The sequence below is a fragment of the Mesorhizobium sp. CNPSo 4684 genome (genome assembly GCF_057784315.1).
The window spans coordinates 1-22,171 of the sequence record NZ_JBWLUX010000008.1; the positions used below are offsets into that span (position 1 = coordinate 1).

General features: G+C 63.0%; 21 protein-coding genes and 1 riboswitch. Of the genes, 3 read left to right on the forward strand and 18 right to left on the reverse strand.

The genetic code is table 11. From position 1 onward, the window contains the following. Positions 1 to 269 precede the first annotated feature (269 nt). From AC04SG_RS08770 to AC04SG_RS08855, 18 genes are all read right to left on the reverse strand, one after another. The gene (locus tag AC04SG_RS08770) at positions 270 to 1,940 is read right to left on the reverse strand and encodes a ribonuclease J (RefSeq protein WP_192257634.1); all 1,671 of its coding nucleotides are present in this window, start codon (positions 1,938 to 1,940) and stop codon (positions 270 to 272) included. Between the two features lie 91 nt (positions 1,941 to 2,031). Then, complete coding sequence (locus AC04SG_RS08775; protein ID WP_488550711.1) at positions 2,032 to 2,853, reverse strand: biotin--[acetyl-CoA-carboxylase] ligase; 822 nt, start codon at positions 2,851 to 2,853, stop codon at positions 2,032 to 2,034. 5 nt (positions 2,854 to 2,858) lie between these two features. After that, positions 2,859 to 4,295, reverse strand: coding sequence for an NADH-quinone oxidoreductase subunit NuoN (gene nuoN, locus AC04SG_RS08780; protein WP_488550712.1), 1,437 nt, complete (start codon positions 4,293 to 4,295; stop codon positions 2,859 to 2,861). An 18-nt stretch (positions 4,296 to 4,313) separates the two neighbouring features. Beyond that, positions 4,314 to 5,819 (reverse strand): NADH-quinone oxidoreductase subunit M, encoded by a 1,506-nt coding sequence (locus AC04SG_RS08785; RefSeq protein ID WP_488550713.1) that lies wholly within the window; start codon positions 5,817 to 5,819, stop codon positions 4,314 to 4,316. Then, positions 5,819 to 7,792 (reverse strand): NADH-quinone oxidoreductase subunit L, encoded by a 1,974-nt coding sequence (nuoL, locus tag AC04SG_RS08790; RefSeq protein ID WP_488550714.1) that lies wholly within the window; start codon positions 7,790 to 7,792, stop codon positions 5,819 to 5,821. Before nuoL ends, AC04SG_RS08785 begins: the two co-directional genes overlap by 1 nt. Positions 7,793 to 7,802: 10 nt before the next feature. Then, the gene (gene nuoK, locus AC04SG_RS08795; protein ID WP_023670810.1) at positions 7,803 to 8,111 is read right to left on the reverse strand and encodes an NADH-quinone oxidoreductase subunit NuoK; all 309 of its coding nucleotides are present in this window, start codon (positions 8,109 to 8,111) and stop codon (positions 7,803 to 7,805) included. 1 nt (position 8,112) lies between these two features. Next, a complete protein-coding gene (locus AC04SG_RS08800) occupies positions 8,113 to 8,733 on the reverse strand; it encodes an NADH-quinone oxidoreductase subunit J (RefSeq protein ID WP_352559278.1) in 621 nt (206 codons plus the stop codon). Positions 8,734 to 8,856: 123 nt separating this feature from the next. Further along, positions 8,857 to 9,348: an NADH-quinone oxidoreductase subunit NuoI gene (nuoI, locus tag AC04SG_RS08805; protein WP_181055889.1), complete on the reverse strand. Its 492-nt coding sequence runs from the start codon at positions 9,346 to 9,348 to the stop codon at positions 8,857 to 8,859. Next, the gene (nuoH, locus tag AC04SG_RS08810) at positions 9,348 to 10,391 is read right to left on the reverse strand and encodes an NADH-quinone oxidoreductase subunit NuoH (protein WP_203278483.1); all 1,044 of its coding nucleotides are present in this window, start codon (positions 10,389 to 10,391) and stop codon (positions 9,348 to 9,350) included. The genes nuoI and nuoH overlap by 1 nt, the downstream gene beginning before the upstream one ends. 2 nt (positions 10,392 to 10,393) lie before the next feature. Next, positions 10,394 to 12,475, reverse strand: a complete 2,082-nt coding sequence (gene nuoG / locus AC04SG_RS08815; RefSeq protein ID WP_488550715.1) for an NADH-quinone oxidoreductase subunit NuoG — start codon at positions 12,473 to 12,475, stop codon at positions 10,394 to 10,396. Beyond that, the gene (locus AC04SG_RS08820) at positions 12,475 to 12,756 is read right to left on the reverse strand and encodes a pentapeptide repeat-containing protein (RefSeq protein WP_488550716.1); all 282 of its coding nucleotides are present in this window, start codon (positions 12,754 to 12,756) and stop codon (positions 12,475 to 12,477) included. The genes nuoG and AC04SG_RS08820 overlap by 1 nt, the downstream gene beginning before the upstream one ends. Positions 12,757 to 12,766: 10 nt before the next feature. Continuing rightward, positions 12,767 to 13,459, reverse strand: coding sequence for an NADH-ubiquinone dehydrogenase (locus tag AC04SG_RS08825; protein WP_488550717.1), 693 nt, complete (start codon positions 13,457 to 13,459; stop codon positions 12,767 to 12,769). A gap of 74 nt (positions 13,460 to 13,533) precedes the next feature. Further along, positions 13,534 to 14,838 (reverse strand): NADH-quinone oxidoreductase subunit NuoF, encoded by a 1,305-nt coding sequence (nuoF, locus tag AC04SG_RS08830; RefSeq protein ID WP_112565109.1) that lies wholly within the window; start codon positions 14,836 to 14,838, stop codon positions 13,534 to 13,536. Between the two features lie 10 nt (positions 14,839 to 14,848). Beyond that, positions 14,849 to 16,135, reverse strand: a complete 1,287-nt coding sequence (locus tag AC04SG_RS08835; protein WP_488550718.1) for an NADH-quinone oxidoreductase subunit E — start codon at positions 16,133 to 16,135, stop codon at positions 14,849 to 14,851. Beyond that, entirely contained in the window at positions 16,136 to 17,326 is a 1,191-nt protein-coding gene (locus tag AC04SG_RS08840) for an NADH-quinone oxidoreductase subunit D (RefSeq protein ID WP_488550719.1), read from the reverse strand. Positions 17,327 to 17,335: 9 nt separating this feature from the next. After that, complete coding sequence (locus AC04SG_RS08845; protein ID WP_488550720.1) at positions 17,336 to 17,941, reverse strand: NADH-quinone oxidoreductase subunit C; 606 nt, start codon at positions 17,939 to 17,941, stop codon at positions 17,336 to 17,338. A 4-nt stretch (positions 17,942 to 17,945) separates the two neighbouring features. Continuing rightward, positions 17,946 to 18,527 (reverse strand): NuoB/complex I 20 kDa subunit family protein, encoded by a 582-nt coding sequence (locus AC04SG_RS08850; protein ID WP_023670824.1) that lies wholly within the window; start codon positions 18,525 to 18,527, stop codon positions 17,946 to 17,948. Further along, positions 18,518 to 18,883: an NADH-quinone oxidoreductase subunit A gene (locus AC04SG_RS08855; RefSeq protein WP_112565102.1), complete on the reverse strand. Its 366-nt coding sequence runs from the start codon at positions 18,881 to 18,883 to the stop codon at positions 18,518 to 18,520. The genes AC04SG_RS08850 and AC04SG_RS08855 overlap by 10 nt, the downstream gene beginning before the upstream one ends. A gap of 332 nt (positions 18,884 to 19,215) precedes the next feature. On the opposite strand from AC04SG_RS08855, the gene AC04SG_RS08860 reads away from it, so the two are divergent. The 3 genes from AC04SG_RS08860 to cobW all read left to right on the forward strand — a co-directional run bounded on the left by AC04SG_RS08860 (position 19,216) and on the right by cobW (position 22,166). Continuing rightward, positions 19,216 to 20,415, forward strand: coding sequence for a winged helix-turn-helix domain-containing protein (locus AC04SG_RS08860; protein WP_488550721.1), 1,200 nt, complete (start codon positions 19,216 to 19,218; stop codon positions 20,413 to 20,415). A gap of 29 nt (positions 20,416 to 20,444) precedes the next feature. Then, positions 20,445 to 20,647: riboswitch (cobalamin riboswitch) on the forward strand. Positions 20,648 to 20,685: 38 nt separating this feature from the next. Further along, positions 20,686 to 21,111, forward strand: coding sequence for a DUF1636 family protein (locus AC04SG_RS08865; protein WP_488550722.1), 426 nt, complete (start codon positions 20,686 to 20,688; stop codon positions 21,109 to 21,111). A 2-nt stretch (positions 21,112 to 21,113) separates the two neighbouring features. Then, positions 21,114 to 22,166: a cobalamin biosynthesis protein CobW gene (cobW, locus tag AC04SG_RS08870; protein ID WP_488550723.1), complete on the forward strand. Its 1,053-nt coding sequence runs from the start codon at positions 21,114 to 21,116 to the stop codon at positions 22,164 to 22,166. The last annotated feature ends 5 nt before the right edge of the window (positions 22,167 to 22,171 follow it).

Genomic DNA, 22,171 nt, shown 5'->3' on the forward strand with positions numbered 1-22,171 from the left:
GCGCAACATGATCGAGCGCTGCTTCAACAAGCTCAAGCACTTCAGACGCATAGCCACCCGATACGATCGGCGCGCCCTATACTTCCTCAGCTTCGTCCAGATCGCTTGCGCAATGCTATGGATGCGGTGAATGTCGATTCAGCCTAGAGCTATTCCAGGAAAAGTGTGTGCGGTTTTCCCGGGAAAAGCGCGTAGCGCTTTCCCTTGGGAATTGCGTCAAAATAAAGAGATAGAGCGGGTTCGCCGTTTCCGTGAAACGGTGAAACGCTCTAACGCGTGACAAACACCGTCACCAACGGCTTCTTGCCCCAGGCTTCGTTGGCGGCGCCGCGCACGGCGCGACGCACCGCTTCCTGCACCAGATCGAGGTCCTTGCGGCGCTGGCGCGGGATGGAGTCCACCGCGCCGACGGCCGCGTCGAGCATCAGATCTTCCATGTTCTCGCCACGGGCATCCGCCTCGGCGACGCCGATGGCGACCAGATCGGGATCGCCGGCAAGCTCATATTTGTCGTCGAGCACGACATTGACCGCGACATGGCCGGCGAACGACAACTTGCGCCGGTCGCGTATGCCCATCGCCTGGTCGGTACCGATCAGCCTGCCATCCTTGTAGATGCGGCCGAACGGCACCTGGTCGATGATGGTGGCGGGACCGGGAGCGAGCCGCAGCATGTCGCCGTCGCGCACCTGCGCCACCTGGCCGATACCGGAGGTCGACATCAGCGACCCCTGCGCCACCAGATGCGCGGCCTCGCCATGCACGGGAACGCCGATTTGCGGCCGCACCCACTCATACATCTTGCGCAATTCGCTGCGGCGCGGATGACCGGAGACATGCACCAGCGCGTCGCCGTCCTCGATGATCTTGATGCCGAGGTCGATCAGGCGGTTCTTGATCTCGAGGATCGCCTTCTCGTTGCCGGGGATGGTGCGCGAGGAAAACACCACCGTGTCGCCTGCCGTCAGAGACACCGATTTCATCTCTTCGCGCGACAGTTTTGCCAGTGCAGCCAGAGGTTCGCCCTGGCTGCCGGTGCAGATGATGACCAGGTTTTCGCGCGGGATGAAACCGAAGTCTTCTTCGGCGATGAACTCGGGCAACCCGTCCATGTAGCCGAGTTCACCGGCGACATCGATGACGCGCTTCAGCGAGCGTCCGAGCACCAGGCACTGCCGGCCGGCATCGCGCGCCGCCTTGGCGATCGAGACGATGCGCCCGACATTGGAGGAGAAGGTGGTGACGGCGACGCGGCCGACGGCACTCTGGATGACGCCCCTGAGACCCTCGCCAACCGCCACTTCCGATGGCGATTCGCCTTCCCGCAACGCATTGGTGGAATCGCAGATCAGCGCCAGCACGCCCTTGTCGCCATAAGCGCGGAAACGCGCCTCGTCGGTTTTGGGACCGATCGTCGGCTCCGGATCGATCTTCCAGTCGCCGGTATGGATGACCGTGCCGGCCGGCGAGGTAATCGCCAGCGACATCGGCTCGGGGATCGAATGCGCCACCGGAATGGCCTCGATCTCGAACGGACCGACGGTGAATTTTTCGCCTGCCCGGTAGATCGTCACCGGGATTTTCGGCGCGCCCTGCTCGCCCTGGCGCTTTGCGTCCAGCAGGCCGGCGCTGAACGGCGTCATCCACACCGGTGCCTTCAGTTTTGGCCAGGTGTCGAGCAGCGCGCCGTAATGGTCTTCATGCGCATGGGTGATGATGATGCCGCGCAGGCCGGCGAGGTTCTCCTCGATGAAGCGCGTATCAGGCAGGATCAGGTCGACGCCCGGATGCGCCGCATCGGGAAAGGTCACGCCGACATCGACGACGATCCATTCGCGCGCACTGGGCGGGCCGTAGCCGTAAAGGGCGAAGTTCATGCCGATCTCGCCGACGCCGCCGAGCGGCACGAAGACGAGTTCGGCGTTTTGCGCTTTCGCCATCAATTTTCCCTTCCCGGCCCTTGCGGCCAGCCCCTTAAACAATTCCAGGAAAAGTGTGTAACGGTTTTCCCACAGGAATTGCGCACAACAATCAGACTCTTGCCGACGCGACCGCGCCGAAATGCACGTCGCCGGCGGCTACCGTCACAACCGACCCCTCGTCATCGCGGATCACGAAACGGCAGTCCGCGTCAATGGTCTCGAAGGTACCGCGCACCACATTCCCGTCAATCCTGACAGCAACCTCGCCGCCAAGCCCCGCTGCGCGCGCCAGCCAGCGCCGCCGGATGGCATCGAGCCCGCGTCCTTCGTCCCACAGCCGCGCATTGTCGGTCCAGGCATCGGACAGCGCCAAAAACAGCGTTTCGGCATCGGATGTCGCGCCAAGCGCCAGAAGCGATGTCGCCGGATACGGCATATCAGTGGGATGCGCCACCACATTGACGCCGATGCCGACCGCCACCGCGAAGCGGCCGCCGTCGAGAATGGCCGATTCCAGCAGGATGCCGGCAAGCTTGGCGCCGGAGGCCAGCACATCGTTCGGCCATTTCAGCTCGAAGCGGTTGCGGCCCTCATTGGCACCGTCGAGGCCGATGGCGATCCTGCCCTTCGGCACGACGGCGTCGAGCGCGTCCGCCAGCGACAGGCCGGCGACGAAGCCGAGTGTTGCCGCTAGACGCAACTCACCGCCGGTGATGACGAGCAAAGTCGCGGCCAGATTGCCTTCGGGCGATACCCAGGCTCGACCCCGCCGGCCGCGCCCGCTTTCCTGCTTTTTGGAAACGACCCACAATTTGCCGGGGTCACCTGCCCTGGCATGGTCCAGCGCCACCGTGTTGGTGGAGCCGATACTGTCATGGGCCTCGAGCCGGAACCCTTCCGTCTCAGAGGTTGGAGCCAGCCGAAATGCCATCCCGCTCAGAAAAATGTCTTGGCGGCGGCTTCGGCGTAGGTCGCGATCGGACCGCCGATCAGCACATAGAACAGCACGAAAGCGCCGGAGACGCCGAGCACGAGGCGCAGTTCACTGGCCATCGGCACGAAGCCGCCCGCCGGTTCGTCGAACCACATGATCTTGATGATGCGCAGATAGTAATAGGCGCCCACGACCGAAGCCAGCACGCCGATGATCGCCAGCGCGTAAAGATTGGCGTTGATGGCGGCGAGGAAGACGTACCACTTCCCCCAGAAGCCGGCGAGCGGCGGGATGCCGGCCAGCGAGAACATCAATATGGTCAGGATCGTCGCCATGATCGGGTTGGTCGACGAGAGACCGGCGAGATCGCTGATCTGCTCGACATTGCCTTCCTTGCGCCGCATGGCGAGGATGAAGGCGAAGGTGCCGAGCGTCATCACCAGATAGATCAGCATGTAGATGGCGACGCCGCGCACACCGGCCTCGCTGTTGGCCGCAAGACCGACCAGCGCATAGCCCATATGGCCGATCGAGGAGTACGCCATCAGTCGCTTGATGTTGGTCTGGCCGATGGCGGCAAAGGCGCCGAGCGCCATCGAGGCGATCGAGATGAAGACGACGATCTGCTGCCAGTCGGCAGCGATCGGCTTGAACGCGCCCATGGTGACGCGCACGATCAGCGCCATCGCCGCCATCTTGGGGGCTGCCGCCAGGAAGGCGGTGACCGGCGTCGGTGCGCCCTCATAAACATCCGGCGTCCACATATGGAACGGCACCGCCGAGATCTTGAAGGCGAGGCCGGCCAGCACGAAGACCAGGCCGACGACGAGGCCAAGCTGGCGTTCGCCGCTGCCGAGTGCGGAGGCAATTTCCTGGAAGCCGACATTGCCGGTGTAGCCGTAGACCAGGCTGATGCCATAGAGCAGCATGCCCGACGACAGCGCGCCGAGCACGAAGTACTTCAGGCCGGCCTCGGTCGAGCGCAGATTGTCGCGGTTGATCGCCGCCAGCACGTAGATCGCCAGCGATTGCAGTTCGAGGCCGAGATAGAGCCCGATCATGCCGTTGGCCGAGATCATCAGCATCATGCCGAGCGTGCAGAGCAGGATCAGCACCGGGTATTCGAACTTGTCGAAATGCTCCTGCTTGGCAAAGCGCATCGACATCACCAGCGTTACCGCCGAACCAACGAGCGACAGCACCTTCATGAAGCGGGAGAAAGGATCCTGGATAAAGGCGTTGCCGTAGGCGCTGCCCTGCCCCGTGGAAAAGACCAGCCATATGCCTGATATCACCAGCACGGCGACGGCAAGGCCGGTCACCATGTTGACGGCGTTGGCGCGCGAATAGGCGCCGACCATCAACAGCGCCAGCGCGCCGATGGCGAGGATCAGCTCCGGCGTCGAGAGTGAAAGGCTGGAATAAAGGTCCGGCGTCATGGTTCGCAAAACCTCTGGTCAGTTCGCCGCCGCGGTCTGCGCGGCGCCGATGGATGCGGTGACATTGGTGACGAGCGCCTTGACCGACTGGGCCGTGGCATCGAAGACGGGAGCGGGATAGACGCCGAAGAAGATGACCAGCACGACCAGCGGGTAGATGATCGCCTTCTCGCGCGTCGAGAGATCAAGCAGGCCCTTCAGGCTTTCCTTGGTCAGCGCGCCGAAGATCACCCGGCGGTAGAGCCAGAGCGCGTATGCCGCCGACAGGATAACGCCGGTGGCGGCGAAGAACGCCACCCAGGTGTTGACCTTGAACACGCCGAGCATGGTCAGGAATTCGCCGACGAAGCCTGAGGTGCCGGGCAGGCCGACATTGGCCATGGTGAAGACCATGAACACGGTGGCGTATTTCGGCATGTTGTTGACCAGGCCGCCATAGGCGTCGATCTCGCGTGTGTGCATGCGGTCGTAGATGACGCCGACGCACAGGAACAGCGCGCCGGACACGAGGCCGTGGCTGAGCATCTGGAAGATGGCGCCCTGCACGCCTTCCTGGTTCATGGCGAAGATGCCCATGGTGACGAAGCCCATATGGGCGACCGAGGAATAGGCGATCAGCTTCTTCATGTCCTCCTGCATCAGCGCCACCAGCGACGTGTAGATGATGGCGACGACCGACAGTGTGAACACCAGTGGCGCAAACATCTCCGACGCCAGCGGGAACATCGGCAGCGAGAAGCGCAGGAAGCCGTATCCGCCCATTTTGAGCAGGATGGCAGCCAGGATCACCGAGCCCGCCGTCGGCGCCTCGACGTGCGCGTCCGGTAGCCAGGTGTGCACCGGCCACATCGGCATCTTCACGGCGAAAGAAGCGAAGAAGGCGAGCCATAGCCATGTCTGCATGCTGGCCGGGAAATTGTGGGTCAAAAGCGTCGGGATGTCGGTGGTGCCGGACTGGAAGAACATCGCCATGACGGCGAGCAGCATCAGCACCGAGCCGGCCAGCGTATAGAGGAAGAACTTGAACGAGGCATAGACGCGGCGCTTGCCGCCCCAGACGCCGATAATGATGAACATCGGGATCAGGCCGGCTTCAAAGAAGACGTAGAACAGCACGATGTCGAGCGCGCAGAACACGCCGATCATCAGCGTTTCCAGGAGCAGGAAGGCGATCATGTAGGCCTTGACGCGCTTGTCGATCGCTTCCCACGACGCCAGGATGCAGAGCGGCATCAGGAACGTCGTCAGGATGACGAACAGCATCGAAATGCCGTCGACGCCCATATGGTAGGAAATGCCGGAATCCAGCCAGGCGAACTTCTCGACGAACTGGAAGCCGGCCTGCGAATTGTCGAAGCCGGTCCAGATGAACAGCGAGATGATGAAGGTGGCCGCGGTAGTGATGAACGCGATGGCGCGGATATTGCGGCGTGCGTTTTCGCTGTCGTCCCTGATGAACAGGATCAGCAGCACACCAACCAGCGGCAGGAAGGTGACCAGCGAGAGGATTGGCCAGGCGGTCATCAGAGCATCATCCAGGTGACGAGTGCGGCCACGCCGATCAGCATGGCGAAGGCGTAGTGATAGAGGTAGCCGGTCTGCAGCTTGACGACGCGGTTGGTGACGTCGACGACGCGCGCCGAAACGCCGTCCGGCCCGAGCCCGTCGATGATGGTGCCGTCGCCGGTCTTCCACAGGAACCTGCCCAGCGCCTTGGCCGGCCGCACGAACAGGACGTCGTAGAGCTCGTCGAAATACCACTTGTTGAGCAGGAAGGCATAGAGCAGGCGATGGTTGGCGGCGACACTCCGGGGCAGTTCCGGCGAGCGTATGTAGAACTTCCAGGCGACGGCAAAGCCGATGACCATGGCGACGAACGGTGCCAGCTCGACCCACAGCGGCAATTCGTGGATATCGTGCAGGATGTGGTTGTCCGGCAGCGTGAACAGCGACGCCTTCCAGAACTCGGCATAGCCCTCGCCGATGAAGGCGCCATGGAAGATGATGCCGGCAAACAGCGCACCCGCGGCCAGGATGAACAGCGGCACCAGCATCACCGGCGGTGATTCATGGACATGGTGCATGACGTCGTGGCTCGCCCGCGGCTCACCGTGGAAGGTCATGAAGATCAGCCGCCAGGAATAGAACGAGGTGAAGCAGGCGGCGATGACCAGGAGGATGAAGGCGAGGCCGGCAACCGAATTGTGCCCGGCAAAGGCAGCCTCGATGATGGCATCCTTGGAGAAGAAGCCGGCGGTGCCGATGACGGTCACCGGAATGCCGACGCCGGTCAGCGCCAGCGTGCCGATCACCATCATCCAGTAGGTCTTCGGAATGAGCTTCCGCAGGCCTCCCATCTTGCGCATGTCCTGTTCGTCGGAGACGGCATGGATGACCGAGCCCGAACCGAGGAACAGCAGCGCCTTGAAGAAGGCGTGCGTGAACAGATGGAAGATGGCGGCGCCATAGGCGCCGACGCCGAGCGCGACGAACATGTAGCCGAGCTGCGAGCAGGTCGAATAGGCGATGACGCGCTTGATGTCGTTCTGCACCAGGCCAACGGTCGCCGCGAAGAAGGCGGTGAAGGCGCCGATAAAGGTGACCACCGTCAGCGCCGAATGCGACAGCTCGAACAGCGGCGACAGGCGCGCCAGCATGAACACGCCGGCCGTGACCATTGTGGCGGCATGGATGAGGGCGGAGACCGGCGTCGGGCCTTCCATGGCGTCCGGCAGCCAGGTGTGCAGCGGCACCTGCGCCGACTTGCCCATAGCGCCCATGAACAGCAGCAGGCAGACGATGGTCATGGCCGAGTGCTTGTCGAGCGCGTAGCCAAGGAAGGTGAGAACGGCAGCACCGTGCTCAGCGCCTTCGGTCGGAATGAACGTCGCGGCATTGGCGAAGATGGTGCCGAGATTGACCGAGCCGAACAAAACGAAGACGCCGAAAATGCCCAGCGCGAAGCCGAAATCGCCGACGCGGTTGACGATGAAGGCCTTGATGGCCGCGGCATTGGCCGACGGCTTCTTGTACCAGAAGCCAATCAGCAGGTAGGAAGCGAGACCGACGCCCTCCCAGCCGAAGAACATCTGCACCAGATTGTCGGCCGTCACCAGCATCAGCATGGCGAAGGTGAACAGCGACAGATAGGCAAAGAAGCGCGGCCGGTTCGGGTCGTGGTGCATGTAGCCGATCGAATAGATGTGAACCAGCGCGGACACCGTGTTGACGACCACAAGCATGACCACCGTCAGCGTGTCGATCCTGAGCGCCCAGGAGGCGTCCAGCCCGCCCGACTGGATCCAGCGCAGCACCGGCACGGTGAACACCTCGCCCTCGCCGAAGCCGACGGAGAAGAAGGCGACCCAGGACAGCACGGCTGAAATCACCAGGAAGCCCGAGGTGATGTATTCCGATGCCTTGGCGCCGAGCGAATTGCCGAACAGGCCGACAATCAGGAAGCCCAGCAGCGGAAGGAAGACGATCGCTTGATACATAACTGCCTCGTCAACCCTTCATCTGGTTCACGTCTTCGACCGCGATCGAGCCGCGGTTGCGGAAGAAGACGACAAGAATGGCAAGACCGATGGCCGCTTCAGCGGCCGCGACCGTCAGCACGAACAGCGCAAACACCTGTCCGACGAGATCGCCGAGTGCGGCCGAGAAGGCGACGAAATTGATGTTGACCGCCAAAAGGATCAACTCGATCGACATCAGGATGACGATGATGTTGCGGCGGTTCAGGAAGATGCCGAACACGCCGAGCGTGAACAGGATCGCCGAGACGGTGAGGTAATGTGCGATGCCGACGACCATCTCAGAGCCCCTCGCCCGACTTGACCTTGCGGATTTCCATGCCCGTCGCCGGCGTGCGGCCAACCTGGGCTGCGATCGACTGCCGCTTGACCCCTTCCTTGTGGCGCAGCGTCAAGACGATCGCGCCGATCATGGCGACCAGCAGGATGAGGCCCGAAATCTGGAAGTAGTAGAGATAGTCGGTATAGAGGATGTCGCCGAGGGCGGCGGTGTTGGTCCGTGCGGCGAGGTCCGGGATCGGCTTTGAGACCGTCGACGCCAGCTGCGGCGCGAATGTGTAACCGCCAAGCACCACGATCAGCTCCGCCGCCAGGATCAGCCCGACCATCGCGCCGATCGGCGCATATTGCAGAGCGCCCTCCTTCATCTCGGCGAAGTCGACATCGAGCATCATGACGACGAACAGGAACAGCACCATCACGGCGCCGACATAGACGACGAGCAGGATCATCGCCAGGAACTCGGCGCCGGTCAGCATGAACAGGCCGGCAGCGTTGAAGAAGGTCAGGATCAGGAACAGCACGGAATGCACAGGGTTACGCGCCGAAATGACCATGAAGGCCGACGCCACCGCGACAAAGGCGAAGAGGTAGAAAAAGGCCGCCTCTAGTCCACTCAGCATTGGGGATCCCCGGGTTCCTGTCCGAAACAGGACATCCGTCCTGTTCGATGTTTGCGACCGCCTCCGGCCGGCAAGTTGCGTTGTCCTTAGACGAGGCCCCTCGCCCCGTCCATGCGTCAAATGTCAGCGGTAGGGCGAGTCCAGCGAGATGTTGCGCGCCAGTTCGCGCTCCCACCGGTCGCCATTCGCCAGCAGCCTGTCCTTGTCATAGTAAAGCTCCTCGCGCGTCTCCGTCGCGAATTCGAAATTCGGTCCCTCGACGATAGCGTCGACCGGGCAGGCTTCCTGGCAGAAGCCGCAATAGATGCACTTCACCATGTCGATGTCGTAGCGCACGGTACGGCGCGTGCCGTCATTGCGGCGCGGGCCGGCCTCGATGGTGATCGCCTGCGCCGGACAGATCGCTTCGCACAGCTTGCAGGCAATGCAGCGTTCCTCGCCATTGGGATAGCGGCGCAGCGCATGCTCGCCCCGGAAGCGCGGGCTGACCGGCCCCTTCTCGTGCGGATAGTTGATCGTCTCCTTCGGCGCGAAGAACTGGCGCATCGACAGGAAGAAGGCGCTGACGAAATCCTGCAGCAGCAGCGATTTGGCGGCTTGGCCAAGAGCGGACATCACGCAAACCCCGTGATCTTGAGAAAGGCGGCGACGATCACCACCATCGCCAGCGAGATCGGCAGGAAGACTTTCCAGCCCAGGCGCATCAGCTGGTCGTAGCGGTAGCGCGGCACGAAAGCCTTCACCATCGAGAACATGAAGAACATCAGGCAGATCTTGAGCACGAACCAGATCACGCCGGGCACCCAGGTGAAGGGCGCGAAATCGAAGGGTGGCAGCCAGCCGCCGAGGAATAGGATGGTGGCCAGCGCGCACATCAGCACCACGGCGACATATTCGCCGAGGAAGAACAAAAGGAACGGCGTCGAGGAGTATTCGACCATATGGCCGGCGACGAGTTCCGACTCGGCTTCCACCAGATCGAAGGGCGGGCGGTTCGTCTCGGCCAGCGCCGAGATGAAAAAGATGACGAACATCGGGAACAGCGCCAGCCAGTGCCAGTCGAGGAAGCTGTTGGGCAGGCCAAGCCTGGTGCCCAGCCCGTCTTGCTGCGACATCACGATGTCCGACAGGTTGAGCGAGCCGACGCAAAGCAGCACGGTGACGATGACGAAGCCGATCGAGACTTCGTAGGACACCATCTGCGCCGCCGAGCGCAGCGCACCGAGGAACGGGTATTTCGAATTGGACGCCCAGCCGCCCATGATGACGCCATAGACCTCGAGCGAGGAGATAGCGAAGACGTAGAGGATGCCGACATTGATGTTGGCGATTGCCCAGCCGGCATGGACGGGAATAACCGCCCAGGCAGAGATCGCCAGCACCGCCGACACCAGCGGCGCCAGCAGGAACACGCCCTTGTTGGCGCCGGATGGAATGACCGGCTCCTTGAAGACGAACTTCAACAGATCGGCGAAAGCCTGCAGCGTGCCCCATGGGCCGACGACGTTCGGGCCGCGGCGCAGCTGCACCGCCGCCCAGATCTTGCGGTCGGCGTAAAGCAGGTAGGCGACCCCGATCAGCAAAACGACGATCAGCACGACCGACTTCAAGAGGATGATCAGCGTCGGCAGCACGTAGAAGGAGAAGAAAGTGTCCATGTCTACTCTGCCGCCTGCCTGAAGCCGTTTTTCGCCAGCGCCGAGCACTCAGCCATTACGGCCGACGCCCGCGCGATCGGGTTGGTCAGATAGAAGTCCGTGACCGGCGAGGTGAAAGTGCCCTTGTTCAGCCGCCCGCCGAGCTTCGCCACCTTGGCGATGTCGTCGGCGTTACCGGCCTCGACATGATCGATGCGGGCGAGATGCGGGTATTCGCCATAGAGCTTGGCGCGCAGCTGCTGCAGCGAATCGAACGGCAGCTTCTTGCCGAGCACATCCGACAGTGCCCTGAGAATCGCCCAGTCCTCGCGCGCATCGCCCGGCGCGAAGCCGGCGCGGTTGGTTTGCTGCACGCGTCCCTCGGTGTTGACATAGGTGCCCGACTTTTCGGTGTAGGCAGCGCCCGGCAGGATGACGTTGGCGCGGTGCGCGCCGGCGTCGCCATGGGTGCCGATATAGACGACGAAGGCCCCGCCGGTCTTGCCCATGTCGATCTCGTCGGCGCCGAGCAGGAACAGCACGTCGCTGTCGCCGAGCATGCCGGCGACATTCTTGCCTCCCTCGCCCGGCACGAAGCCGACATCGAGGCCGCCGACGCGGCCGGCCGCATTGTGCAGTACCGCAAAGCCGTTCCAGTCGGCGCGGGCAGCGTTGACGGCAGCGGCGAGCTTTGCTGCCTGGCCGAGGACCGCAGCGCCGTCGGCGCGCGCGAGCGCGCCCTGACCGACAATGATCAGCGGATGCGTCGCCTTCTTCAGCACCTGGAAGAACTTGCCATTGCCGTCGGCCAGATCCTTCAGCGATTCCGGGCCGGCGCCGAGCTGTTCGTAATCGTAGCGTGTGTCGCCAACCTCGCCGATGACGCCGACCGGCAGATTGCCGATGCGCCAGCGCTTGCGGATGCGGGCGTTGAGCACCGACGCTTCGAAGCGCGGATTGGCGCCGATGATCAGCACCGCATCGGCCTGCTCGATGCCCTCGATGGTCGGATTGAAGATGTAGCTGGCGCGGCCAAGCGCCGGATCGAGTGCGGCGCCATCCTGGCGGCAGTCGATGTTCTTCGAGCCCAGCGCAGCCATAAGCTGCTTCAGCGCGTAGATTTCCTCAACCGCCGCGAGATCGCCGGCAATGGCGCCGATCTTCTCCGGCGCAGCCCTCGACACCGCATCCTTGATCGCCGCGAAGGCCTCGGCCCAGCTGGCGGGAGCAAGCTTGCCGTCCTTGCGCACATAGGGGCGGTCGAGGCGCTGCGTGCGCAGCCCATCCCAGATGAAGCGGGTCTTGTCGGAAATCCACTCCTCGTTCACCGCTTCGTTGACGCGCGGCAGGATGCGCATCACTTCCCGGCCGCGGCTATCAACGCGGATCGCCGAGCCGACGGCGTCCATGACGTCGATGGATTCGGTCTTGGTCAGCTCCCACGGCCGCGCCTGGAAGGCGAAAGGCTTCGAGGTCAGCGCGCCGACCGGGCAGAGATCGATGACATTGCCCTGCAACTCCGAGGTCATCGCGCTTTCGAGATAGGTGGTGATCTCGGCGTCCTCGCCGCGGCCGATCAGGCCGAGCTCGGAAATGCCGGCGACTTCCGTGGTGAAGCGGACGCAGCGCGTGCAGTGGATGCAGCGGTTCATCACCGTCTTGACCAGCGGGCCGATATACTTGTCTTCGACCGCGCGCTTGTTCTCGTGATAGCGCGAGGAATCGACGCCGAAGGCCATTGCCTGGTCCTGCAGGTCGCACTCGCCGCCCTGGTCGCAGATCGGGCAATCCAGCGGATGGTTGATCAGCAGGAACTCCATCACGCCTTCCCGGGCCTTCTTGACCATCGGCGTGTTGGTGAAGATTTCCGGCGGCTCGCCGTTCGGGCCGGGGCGCAGGTCGCGCACGCCCATGGCGCAGGAAGCCTGCGGCTTGGGCGGCCCGCCCTTCACCTCGATCAGGCACATGCGGCAATTGCCGGCGATCGACAGCCGCTCATGGAAGCAGAAGCGCGGCACTTCCGCGCCGGCGTCCTCGGCCGCCTGCAGCAGCGTATAGTGGTCGGGTACAGTGATCTCTTTCCCGTCGACCTTGAGCTTTGCCATCAATTGCCCCCGGCGGTCTGCGCCGTCTCATATGCCTGAAACAGATCGCTCAACTTGATGCCATTGATCATCATGCCGGCGAGTTCAGCGTTTTCTATCTTCAAATTGCTCATATTCACATCGCTGAAACACGCGTTCGAGAGGTTCGCGTCTTCCACCAGGACGGCCGACAGGTTGACGTTGTGAAACTGCGTGTTCGACAGGTTCACATCGTCAAATCTGGAGTCGCTGACGATGGCATTGCGCACATCGAGAACTTCGCTCCTGTCGTGGACATCCATGCTTGCCCCCTTACCTCTTCGCCTTGGCGGCGAGCGTCAGCGCCGCCGCCTGGCGGGTCCACTCGTCGCGGCCGACGCGGCCCTTGAGCGACAGGTAATCCTCGATCCAGGCGATCTCTTCCGGCGTCCATGCGGCGATCTGGGCAAAGGTCCAGATGCCGAGGCCGTTCAGCACCTTTTCCAGCTTCGGCCCGACGCCCGCTATCGCCTTGAGATCAGACGGCTTGGACGGACGCGCTATCGTCTTGGGCTGCCTGAAATCCTCCGGCATCAATCCAGTCGTCGCGTCTTCGGCGACCGGATCCGCCTTCTCCGGCTCGGCATCGGCGGTGCGGGCGGCAATATCGGTCACGTCCTGCGCAAAAGTCTGCGCCTCGGCGATCAGGGTTTTGGTCGCCGCGCGCGCCTTGGTGGCGGGGGCTGTCTCCGAATAACGCTCGGCGCGCTGCTCGAAATCGTCGATGATCGGCTGGAAAATCCGCTGTGATGTCTCGACAGCACCCGACCATGCGCCAAGCCACACGCCAAAGGCATGGTTGGCGAGGCCAAAGCCAAGCGCCGACATGGCGGCGGCACCGGCCACAGGATGCGCGAGAAGGTTGACGGCGCTGGCCATCTCCTTCGGCATCATTCTGGTCAGGTCGCGGTTCATTTTCTCAAATTCATCCAATTTGGGCATCAAAGGGTTCGAATACGGCGCCATAGAAATCTCCTGGTCGTTTCTTCGTCTGCCCCGCCCCGATATGTCAGTCCCGGGCTTGCGCCCGTATTTCAAATCTATTCCGCCGCCACCATCACCGGCTCGGCCCGGTGCGCGTTGCGCGAAAACTCGTCGATGCGCCGCTCCACCTCGCCGCGGAAATGCCGCATCAGCCCCTGGATCGGCCATGCCGCCGCGTCGCCCAGCGCGCAGATCGTATGGCCTTCCACCTGCTTGGTGACGTCGAGCAGCATGTCGATCTCGCGCTTCTGCGCCTCGCCGCGCACCAGCCGTTCCATCACCCGCCACATCCAGCCGGTGCCTTCGCGGCACGGCGTGCACTGGCCGCAGCTTTCATGCTTGTAGAAATAGGAAAGCCGGGCGATCGCCTTCACGATATCGGTCGACTTGTCCATGACGATGACAGCTGCTGTGCCGAGGCCCGATTTGAGGTCGCGAAGCGCGTCGAAATCCATCGGCGCATCGATGATCTGTTCGGCCGGCACCAGCGGCACTGAAGCGCCACCCGGAATGACCGCAAGCAGATTGTCCCAGCCGCCGCGAATGCCGCCGCAATGCGTCTCGATCAGCTCGCGGAACGGGATCGACATCGCCTCTTCGACGGTGCACGGATTGTTGACGTGACCGGAGATGCAAAACAGCTTGGTGCCGACATTGTTGGGCCGGCCGAAGGACGAGAACCAGGCCGCACCACGGCGCAGAATGGTCGGCGCCACCGCGATCGACTCGACATTGTTCACGGTTGTCGGACAACCGTACAAGCCGACATTGGCCGGGAATGGCGGCTTCAGCCGCGGCTGGCCCTTCTTGCCTTCGAGGCTTTCGAGCAGCGCTGTCTCCTCGCCGCAGATGTAGGCGCCGGCGCCGTGATGCATGTAGATGTCGAAATCGTAGCCGGACGTGTTGTTCTTGCCGATCAGCTTGGCCTCATAGGCCTCGTCGATGGCGCGCTGCAGCGCCTCGCGCTCCCTGACGAACTCGCCGCGCACATAGATGTAGGCGGCGACCGCGCCCATGGCGAAGCCGGCAATGAACGAGCCCTCGACCAGCGTGTGCGGATCGTTGCGCAATATGTCGCGGTCCTTGCACGTGCCGGGCTCGGATTCGTCGGCATTAACAACGAGATAGCTCGGCCTTCCGTCGCTCTGCTTGGGCATGAACGACCATTTCAGCCCGGTCGGGAAGCCGGCGCCGCCACGGCCGCGCAGGCCCGACGCCTTCATCTCGTTGACGATCCACTCGCGCCCCTTGGCGATGATGCCGGGCGTGTTGTCCCAAGCGCCGCGCGCCATGGCGCCGGCCAGCGACTTGTCGAAGAGGCCGTAGATGTTGTTGAAGATGCGGTCTTGATCCTGAAGCATGTTTCGTCCCTCAGACCGGCTTCTTGCCGAAGACGCGGATGTATTCGGCGACGCCGCCCTTGGCGAGCGCCTTGGCTTGGCCGACCCAGTCGTCGCGGTCGATGCGGCCACTGAAGGCGAGATAGCCGTCCATCCAGTCGCGCTCGGCCTTCTTCCACGAAGCGACCTGCGCGAAGGTGAAGATGCCCAGAGTGTGCAGGATGCCCTCGATCTTCGGACCGACGCCCGAGATCAGCTTGAGATCATCGACTGCGACCGGCCTGTCGATGCCAGCGGGACGGTTCTTGTCTTTGAGCGACGGTTTTGCCGGCTTGGCGGCTGGAATCTTGACTTCCGGCGCCTTGAAGGCAGTCGTAGGCTCGGCTTTGTTCCTGGGGCCGCTACGCTGTTTCGAGACCTCCTCGACTTCCGGCGCAGCCAGGTTGGCATTGGCAGCCGAATGCAGCGGTGCGGCAACGCTCGCTGCTTTTTCCACCTCGGGCGCGACCTTGACCGGCGATGGCGACTTCAGAGCCGGACTGGTCTCTGGAGCATCGGTCTTTGGCTTGCCGGCCTTGGACGGCGCAACTGGCGCTGCGGCCGCCGCCTGCGAAACCGTAGCGGCCGGCGCAACTGCGGCTGGCGCCGCTTTGGCAGCCTTGGTCGCCGCTTTGGCTTCCTTGTCGCGCGTCGCCTTGAGGATCGCCTTTTCGCTCTTCAGCGTCGTCAGGCCGGGGGCCGGCTCCGAGCCGGTGCGGCCATTCTGCGGTCCTGTGGGAACCGTGGCACCCTTGCCCGCATCGTAGAGATCGATGATTTCAGCGAGCCGCTCCGGCGTCAAATCCTCGAACGTATCCTTGAAGACCATCACCATCGGCGCGTTGACGCAGGCGCCGAGGCACTCGACCTCCTCCCACGACAGCGTGCCCTTGTCGTTGGTGTGGAACTGGTCGTGGTGGATTTTGGAGCGGCACACATCCATCAGCGCTTCCGAGCCGCGCAGCATGCAGGGCGTGGTGCCACAGACCTGGATATGCGCGCGCGTGCCGACCGGATTGAGCTGGTACTGCGTGTAGAAGGTCGCAACCTCAAGCCCACGGATGCGCGGCATGCCGAGCATGTCGGAAATAGTCTCGATCGCCGCCTTGGTGACCCAGCCTTCCTGCTCCTGCGCGATCATCAGCAAGGGAATGATCGCCGACTGCTCGCGACCCTTCGGATATTTCTTGATCCATTGCTTGGCCGCTGCCGCATTCGCCCGGTTGAAGGCGAAGGAGGCTGGCTGGACGCTGGCTTCTGCGAGACGGCGAACTGACATTTAGCGATCGACCTCACCAAACACGATGTCGAGGGAGCCGAGAACGGCGGTGACGTCGGCCAGCATGTGGCCACGGCAGAGGAAATCCATGGCCTGCAGATGCGCGAAGCCCGGCGCGCGCAGCTTGCAGCGGTACGGCTTGTTGGTGCCGTCGGAGACGAGATAGACGCCGAACTCGCCCTTTGGCGCTTCGACAGCCGCATAAACCTCGCCGGCCGGCACGCGATAGCCTTCGGTGTAGAGCTTGAAGTGGTGGATCAGCGCTTCCATCGAGCGCTTCATCGCCTGGCGCTTGGGCGGCACCACCTTGCCGTCGAGGTTCGATACCGGGCCGGTGCTTTCCTTGCCGAGCAACAGATCGACGCACTGGCGCATGATCTTGGCCGACTGGCGCATCTCTTCCATGCGCACCAGATAACGGTCGTAGCAGTCGCCGTTCTTGCCGATCGGGATGTCGAAATCCATCTCGGGATAGCATTCATAGGGCTGCGACTTGCGCAAATCCCAGGCAGCACCCGAGCCGCGCACCATGACGCCGGAAAAACCCCAGGCCCAGGCATCGGCCAGCGACACCGTGCCGATATCGACATTGCGCTGCTTGAAGATGCGGTTGCCGGTAAGCAGCTTGTCGAGATCGTCGAGCGACTTCAGGAACGGATCGATCCACTTGCCGATGTCCTCGACCAGCTTCGCCGGCAGGTCCTGGTGCACGCCGCCGGGGCGGAAATAGGCGGCATGCATGCGCGAGCCGGAAGCCCGCTCATAAAACACCATCAGCTTTTCACGTTCGACGAAGCCCCAAAGCGGCGGCGTCAGCGCGCCGATGTCGAGCGCCTGCGTCGTCACATTGAGGATATGCGACATGATGCGGCCGATCTCGCAATAGAGCACGCGGATCAGCTGCCCGCGCTTCGGCACTTCGATGCCGAGCAGCCGCTCGGCGGCGAGCGCGAAAGCATGTTCCTGGTTCATCGGCGCGCAATAATCGAGCCGGTCGAGATAAGGCACTGCCTGCAGATAAGTCTTGTGCTCGATCAGCTTTTCGGTGCCGCGATGCAGCAGGCCGATATGCGGATCGACGCGATCGACCACTTCGCCGTCCAGCTCAAGCACCAGGCGCAAAACACCATGCGCTGCAGGGTGTTGAGGTCCAAAATTGATGTTAAAATTGCGGACGGAGGTTTCGGCCATTCTGGCGCCTCAATTCGTCTTGGCTTTTTCGTCCCCGGGCAGCACGTAGTCGGTGCCTTCCCACGGGGAAAGAAAATCGAAATTGCGGAATTCCTGCTTCAATTCCACCGGCTCGTAGATCACGCGCTTGGCCTCGTCGTCGTAGCGGACTTCGACGAAACCGGTCAGCGGGAAATCCTTGCGCAGCGGGTGGCCCTCGAAGCCGTAATCGGTGAGGATGCGGCGCAGGTCCGGATGGCCGGAGAATAGGACGCCATAGAGATCGTAGGTCTCGCGCTCGAACCAGTCGGCGCCGGGATAGACTGATGTCAGCGAGGGCACCAGCGTCTCTTCGTCGGCCTGGACCTTGATGCGGATGCGCAAATTCTGCTTCGGCGACAACAGATGATAGACGACGTCGAAGCGCTTGATCCGCGACGGATAGTCGGCGCCGCAGACATCGATGATCGAGATGAACTGGCAGCGTGGATCGTCGCGCAGGAAGGTCGCCACCTCGATCAGGTCGCCGGGCTCGACGGAAATGCCGAGCTCTCCATAGGCCAGCACCGCATCTTTGACACGGCCCGGCAGCTTTTCGCCGAGATAGGTCGACAGTTCGCTAAGGGATGCGGCCATGGATTTACCGTTCGATCGTGCCAGTGCGGCGAATCTTCTTCTGCAAGAGAAGAATGCCGTAGAGCAGCGCTTCGGCGCTCGGCGGGCAGCCGGGGACATAGATGTCGACCGGCACGATGCGGTCGCAGCCGCGCACCACCGAATAGGAATAGTGGTAGTAGCCGCCGCCGTTGGCGCAGGAGCCCATCGAGATGACGTAGCGCGGCTCCGGCATCTGGTCGTAGACCTTGCGCAGCGCCGGGGCCATCTTGTTGGTCAGCGTTCCCGCGACGATCATGATGTCGGACTGGCGCGGAGATGCGCGCGGCGCAACGCCGAACCGCTCCGAATCGTAGCGCGGCATCGAGGTGTGGATCATCTCGACGGCGCAGCAGGCCAGACCGAAGGTCATGAACATCAGCGAGCCGCTGCGCGCCCAGGTGATCAGCGCCTCGGTCGAGGTGACCAGAAACCCCTTGTCGGCGAGTTCATTGTTGATCTCGAGGAAGAACGGGTCGTCAGAACCGACCGGACGTCCGGTATTGGGGTCGATCAGGCCCTTGGGCTTCGGCGCGACGAGTGTGCCGGAACTGTCGTTCAATCCCATTCCAGCGCTCCTTTTTTCCATTCATAGGCGAAGCCGATGGTCAGCACCGCCAAAAACACCATCATCGACCAGAAACCGAGCATGCCGATCTTCGAGAACGACACCGCCCACGGGAACAGGAAGGCCACTTCCAGATCGAAGATGATGAACAGGATCGACACCAGGTAGAAGCGGATGTCGAATTTCATGCGGGCATCATCGAAAGAGTTAAAGCCGCACTCATAAGCGGAAAGCTTTTCCGGGTCGGGACTGCGGTAGGCCACCAGGAACGGCGCTATGATAAGCGCCAGGCCGACGACCGCCGCCACGGCGATGAACAGGACGATGGGCAGGTACGAACTGAGCAGTGCGTTCATGCTGCGGCTTTCCGTTGGCGGCCAATCCACTTTGATTACAGCAACCAACCCTAATGCGGAAGCGTGACAGTTTAACCGCTGAACCGTTTTAGGTGCCTATGCTGCAACGCGGCGAGGGTTAGCGCAGGGCTTTCGGCGAAGCAAGTCAAACCTTGTTCAAAACGCAGTGCTGGACGGCAGGTCGGGAAAAACTGGTCCGATCCGCTCCTGTTTGATTTCCTTCACCTTTTACTCCACTTTTGTCTCCTGACATATCTCCCGCCATTCGCCTGCTAGCATGGTCGGAATCACCGGCTAAAAATGCGCGAACAGGACCAGGCAAAGGCATCTTGATGAAGGACAAAATATCGCTCGCCACGGCCAGGCGGATCGCACTGGCCGCGCAGGGTTTTACCGACCCCCGCCCGGGCGGCACACCCGACCGCCGCCACCTCGCCCGGGTGCTCTCGCGCACCGGCCTGCTGCAGATCGATTCCGTCAGCGCCGTGGTGCGCGCCCACTATATGCCGCTCTATTCGCGCCTTGGCCCCTACCCGCTGGCTTTGCTCGACAATGCCGCGGTCACCCGCAAGCGCACGGTGTTCGAATATTGGGCGCATGAGGCCTCGTTCCTGCCGGTCGAAACCTGGCCGCTGATGCGCTGGCGCATGCAGCGCGCCGAGAGCGGCGACGAAATGTATCTCGGCCTCGCCAAATGGGGCCGCGAACACGCCGCCTATATTGAGGAGATCTACCGCGCGGTCGCCGAGCGCGGTCCGATCGCCGCTTCGGCGCTCGAAGGCCAGAAGGGCTCGGGCGGCTGGTGGGGCTGGAGCCATGCCAAGCATGCCTTCGAGTGGCTCTTCTGGGCCGGCCGTATCACCACGGCCTACCGTCGCGGCTTCGAGCGCTTCTACGACCTGCCCGAGCGCGTGCTGCCTCAGGCGGTCCTCGATCTGCCGGTGCCGGCCGCCAAGGACGCGCACCGCGAGTTGCTGCGCATTTCCGCCCGCGCCCACGGCATCGCGACATCTGGCGATTTGCGCGACTATTTCCGCCTGTCGCCGGCCGACATGAAGGGCCGGCTGGAGGAGTTGGTCGAGACGGGCGAGCTTTTGCCGGTGCGCGTCGAAGGCTGGGACAAGCCGGCTTACCTCCACAAGGACGCCCGCCTGCCGCGAAAAATCGAAGCCCGCGCCTTGCTGGCGCCGTTCGACCCCGTCGTCTTCGAGCGTTCGCGCAGCGAGCGTCTGTTCGATTTCCGCTACCGCATCGAGATCTACACGCCTGCCGACAAGCGGCAATACGGCTATTACGTGCTGCCATTCCTGCTCGGCGACCGGATCGTGGGGCGCGTCGACCTCAAAGCCGACCGTCCCGCCAGCGTGCTGCGCGTCCACGCGGCTTATGCCGAACCCAAAGCGCCACCTGAGACCGCCGCACAACTCTTCGAGGAATTGAAGCAGATGCAGGGCTGGCTTGGCCTCGAGCGCATCGAAGTGACGCCGGCTGGCGATTTGGGACAGCCTTTGGCCGACATTGCCATGTCGTAGCCGTGCGTTGACAGTGCTGCCCGCAAAAGCCTAAATCCGCTGTAGACGGTCCCCTGCCCGCAACGGCTGGGGCCAAGAGGGAATGCGGTGCGGGACAATATCCCAAATCCGCGGCTGTCCCCGCAACTGTAAGCGACGAGCCAAGGCCGAAAGCCACTGGGTAACACCGGGAAGGCGGCTACCAAGGCTATGACCCGCGAGCCAGGAGACCTGCCGTCTGAGACAAAATATCCGATCGCCTGGCGGGTTTCCGGGCAAGGAGCCCGGTTTTTGGACCAGAACAGCAGTTTTTCGGCTGGCACAGCGGATGTTTCGTCCGCCGATAGCGACGCATTGACTGGCGTGACCGTCATCGTCTGCGCCTCCTGCCGCGACGAGACCGGCTCAGACGCCCATCCCCGCGCTGGCGAATTGCTGGCTGAGGACACGCGCCGCGCCGCTGCCGGCGACATCCGTGTCCGCACCGTCGAATGCCTCGGCAATTGCAAGCGTCGGCTCAGCGCTGCGATCCTGCGCGACAGCTGCTGGAGCTATGTCTTCGGTGACCTGACCGCGACCAGCGGCGCCGATCTCGTTACCGGCGCCAAGCTCTTCGCCACCTCGACGGACGGCCTCATCCCCTGGCGCGGCCGGCCCGATAGCCTCAAGCGCGGCCTCGTTGCCCGCATCCCACCCCTCGACATGCTGAAGGACTGACCATGAACGCTCCAAATCCGGCCGGCAATCTCTCCCGTGTTCCATGCACCGTCGTCACCGGCTTTCTCGGCGCCGGCAAGACGACGCTGGTCCGCCATCTCCTGGAAAATGCCGGCGGCAAGCGCATTGCCATCATCGTCAACGAGTTCGGCGACATCGGCATCGACGGCGAGATTCTCAAGGGATGCGGCATCGACACCTGCCCTGAGGAGAACATCGTTGAGCTGGCCAATGGCTGCATCTGCTGCACCGTCGCCGACGATTTCGTGCCGGCCCTCGACCAGATCCTGGCGCTGACGCCGAAGGTCGACCACATCCTGATCGAGACCTCGGGCTTGGCTTTGCCCAAACCGCTGGTCCAGGCTTTCCAGTGGCCGAGCGTGAAGAGCCGCGTGACGGTCGACGGCGTCATCGCCGTCGTCGACGGCCCGGCACTGGCCGAAGGCCGCGTCGCCAACGACATGGACGCCCTGCAGGCACAGCGTGTTCAGGATGAGACGCTCGATCACGACGATCCAGTCGAGGAAGTCTTCGAGGACCAGATCGCCTGCGCCGACCTGATCATCCTGTCGAAGAGCGATTTGATGGATTCAGCCGGGTCGGCCCGCGCCAACGCCATCATCGGCGAACACTCCGCCCGCGCCGTAAAAATCGTGGCGACCGCGCATGGCAAGGTCGATCCCTCGATCCTGCTGGGCCTCGGCCTCGCCGTCGAGGACGATATCGAGAACCGCAAGTCGCACCATGACGGCGCTTTCGACCACGAGCACGACGACTTCGACACCTTCATCGTCGACATTCCCTCGATCGTCAATCCCGACGAACTGGCAAAGCGCGTCACCACCATTGCCGAAGAGGAGAATGTGCTGCGCGTGAAAGGCTTCGTCGATGTCGGCGGCAAGCCGATGCGGCTTTTGCTGCAGGCCGTCGGCCCGCGCGTCAACCATTACTATGACCGCGCCTGGACGGCCGAGGACGACCGCCGCTCGCGCCTCGTCGTCATTGGCCTCAAGGGGCTGAACCGCCCGGCGATCGAGCGTATACTCGCCGGCTGACCCAA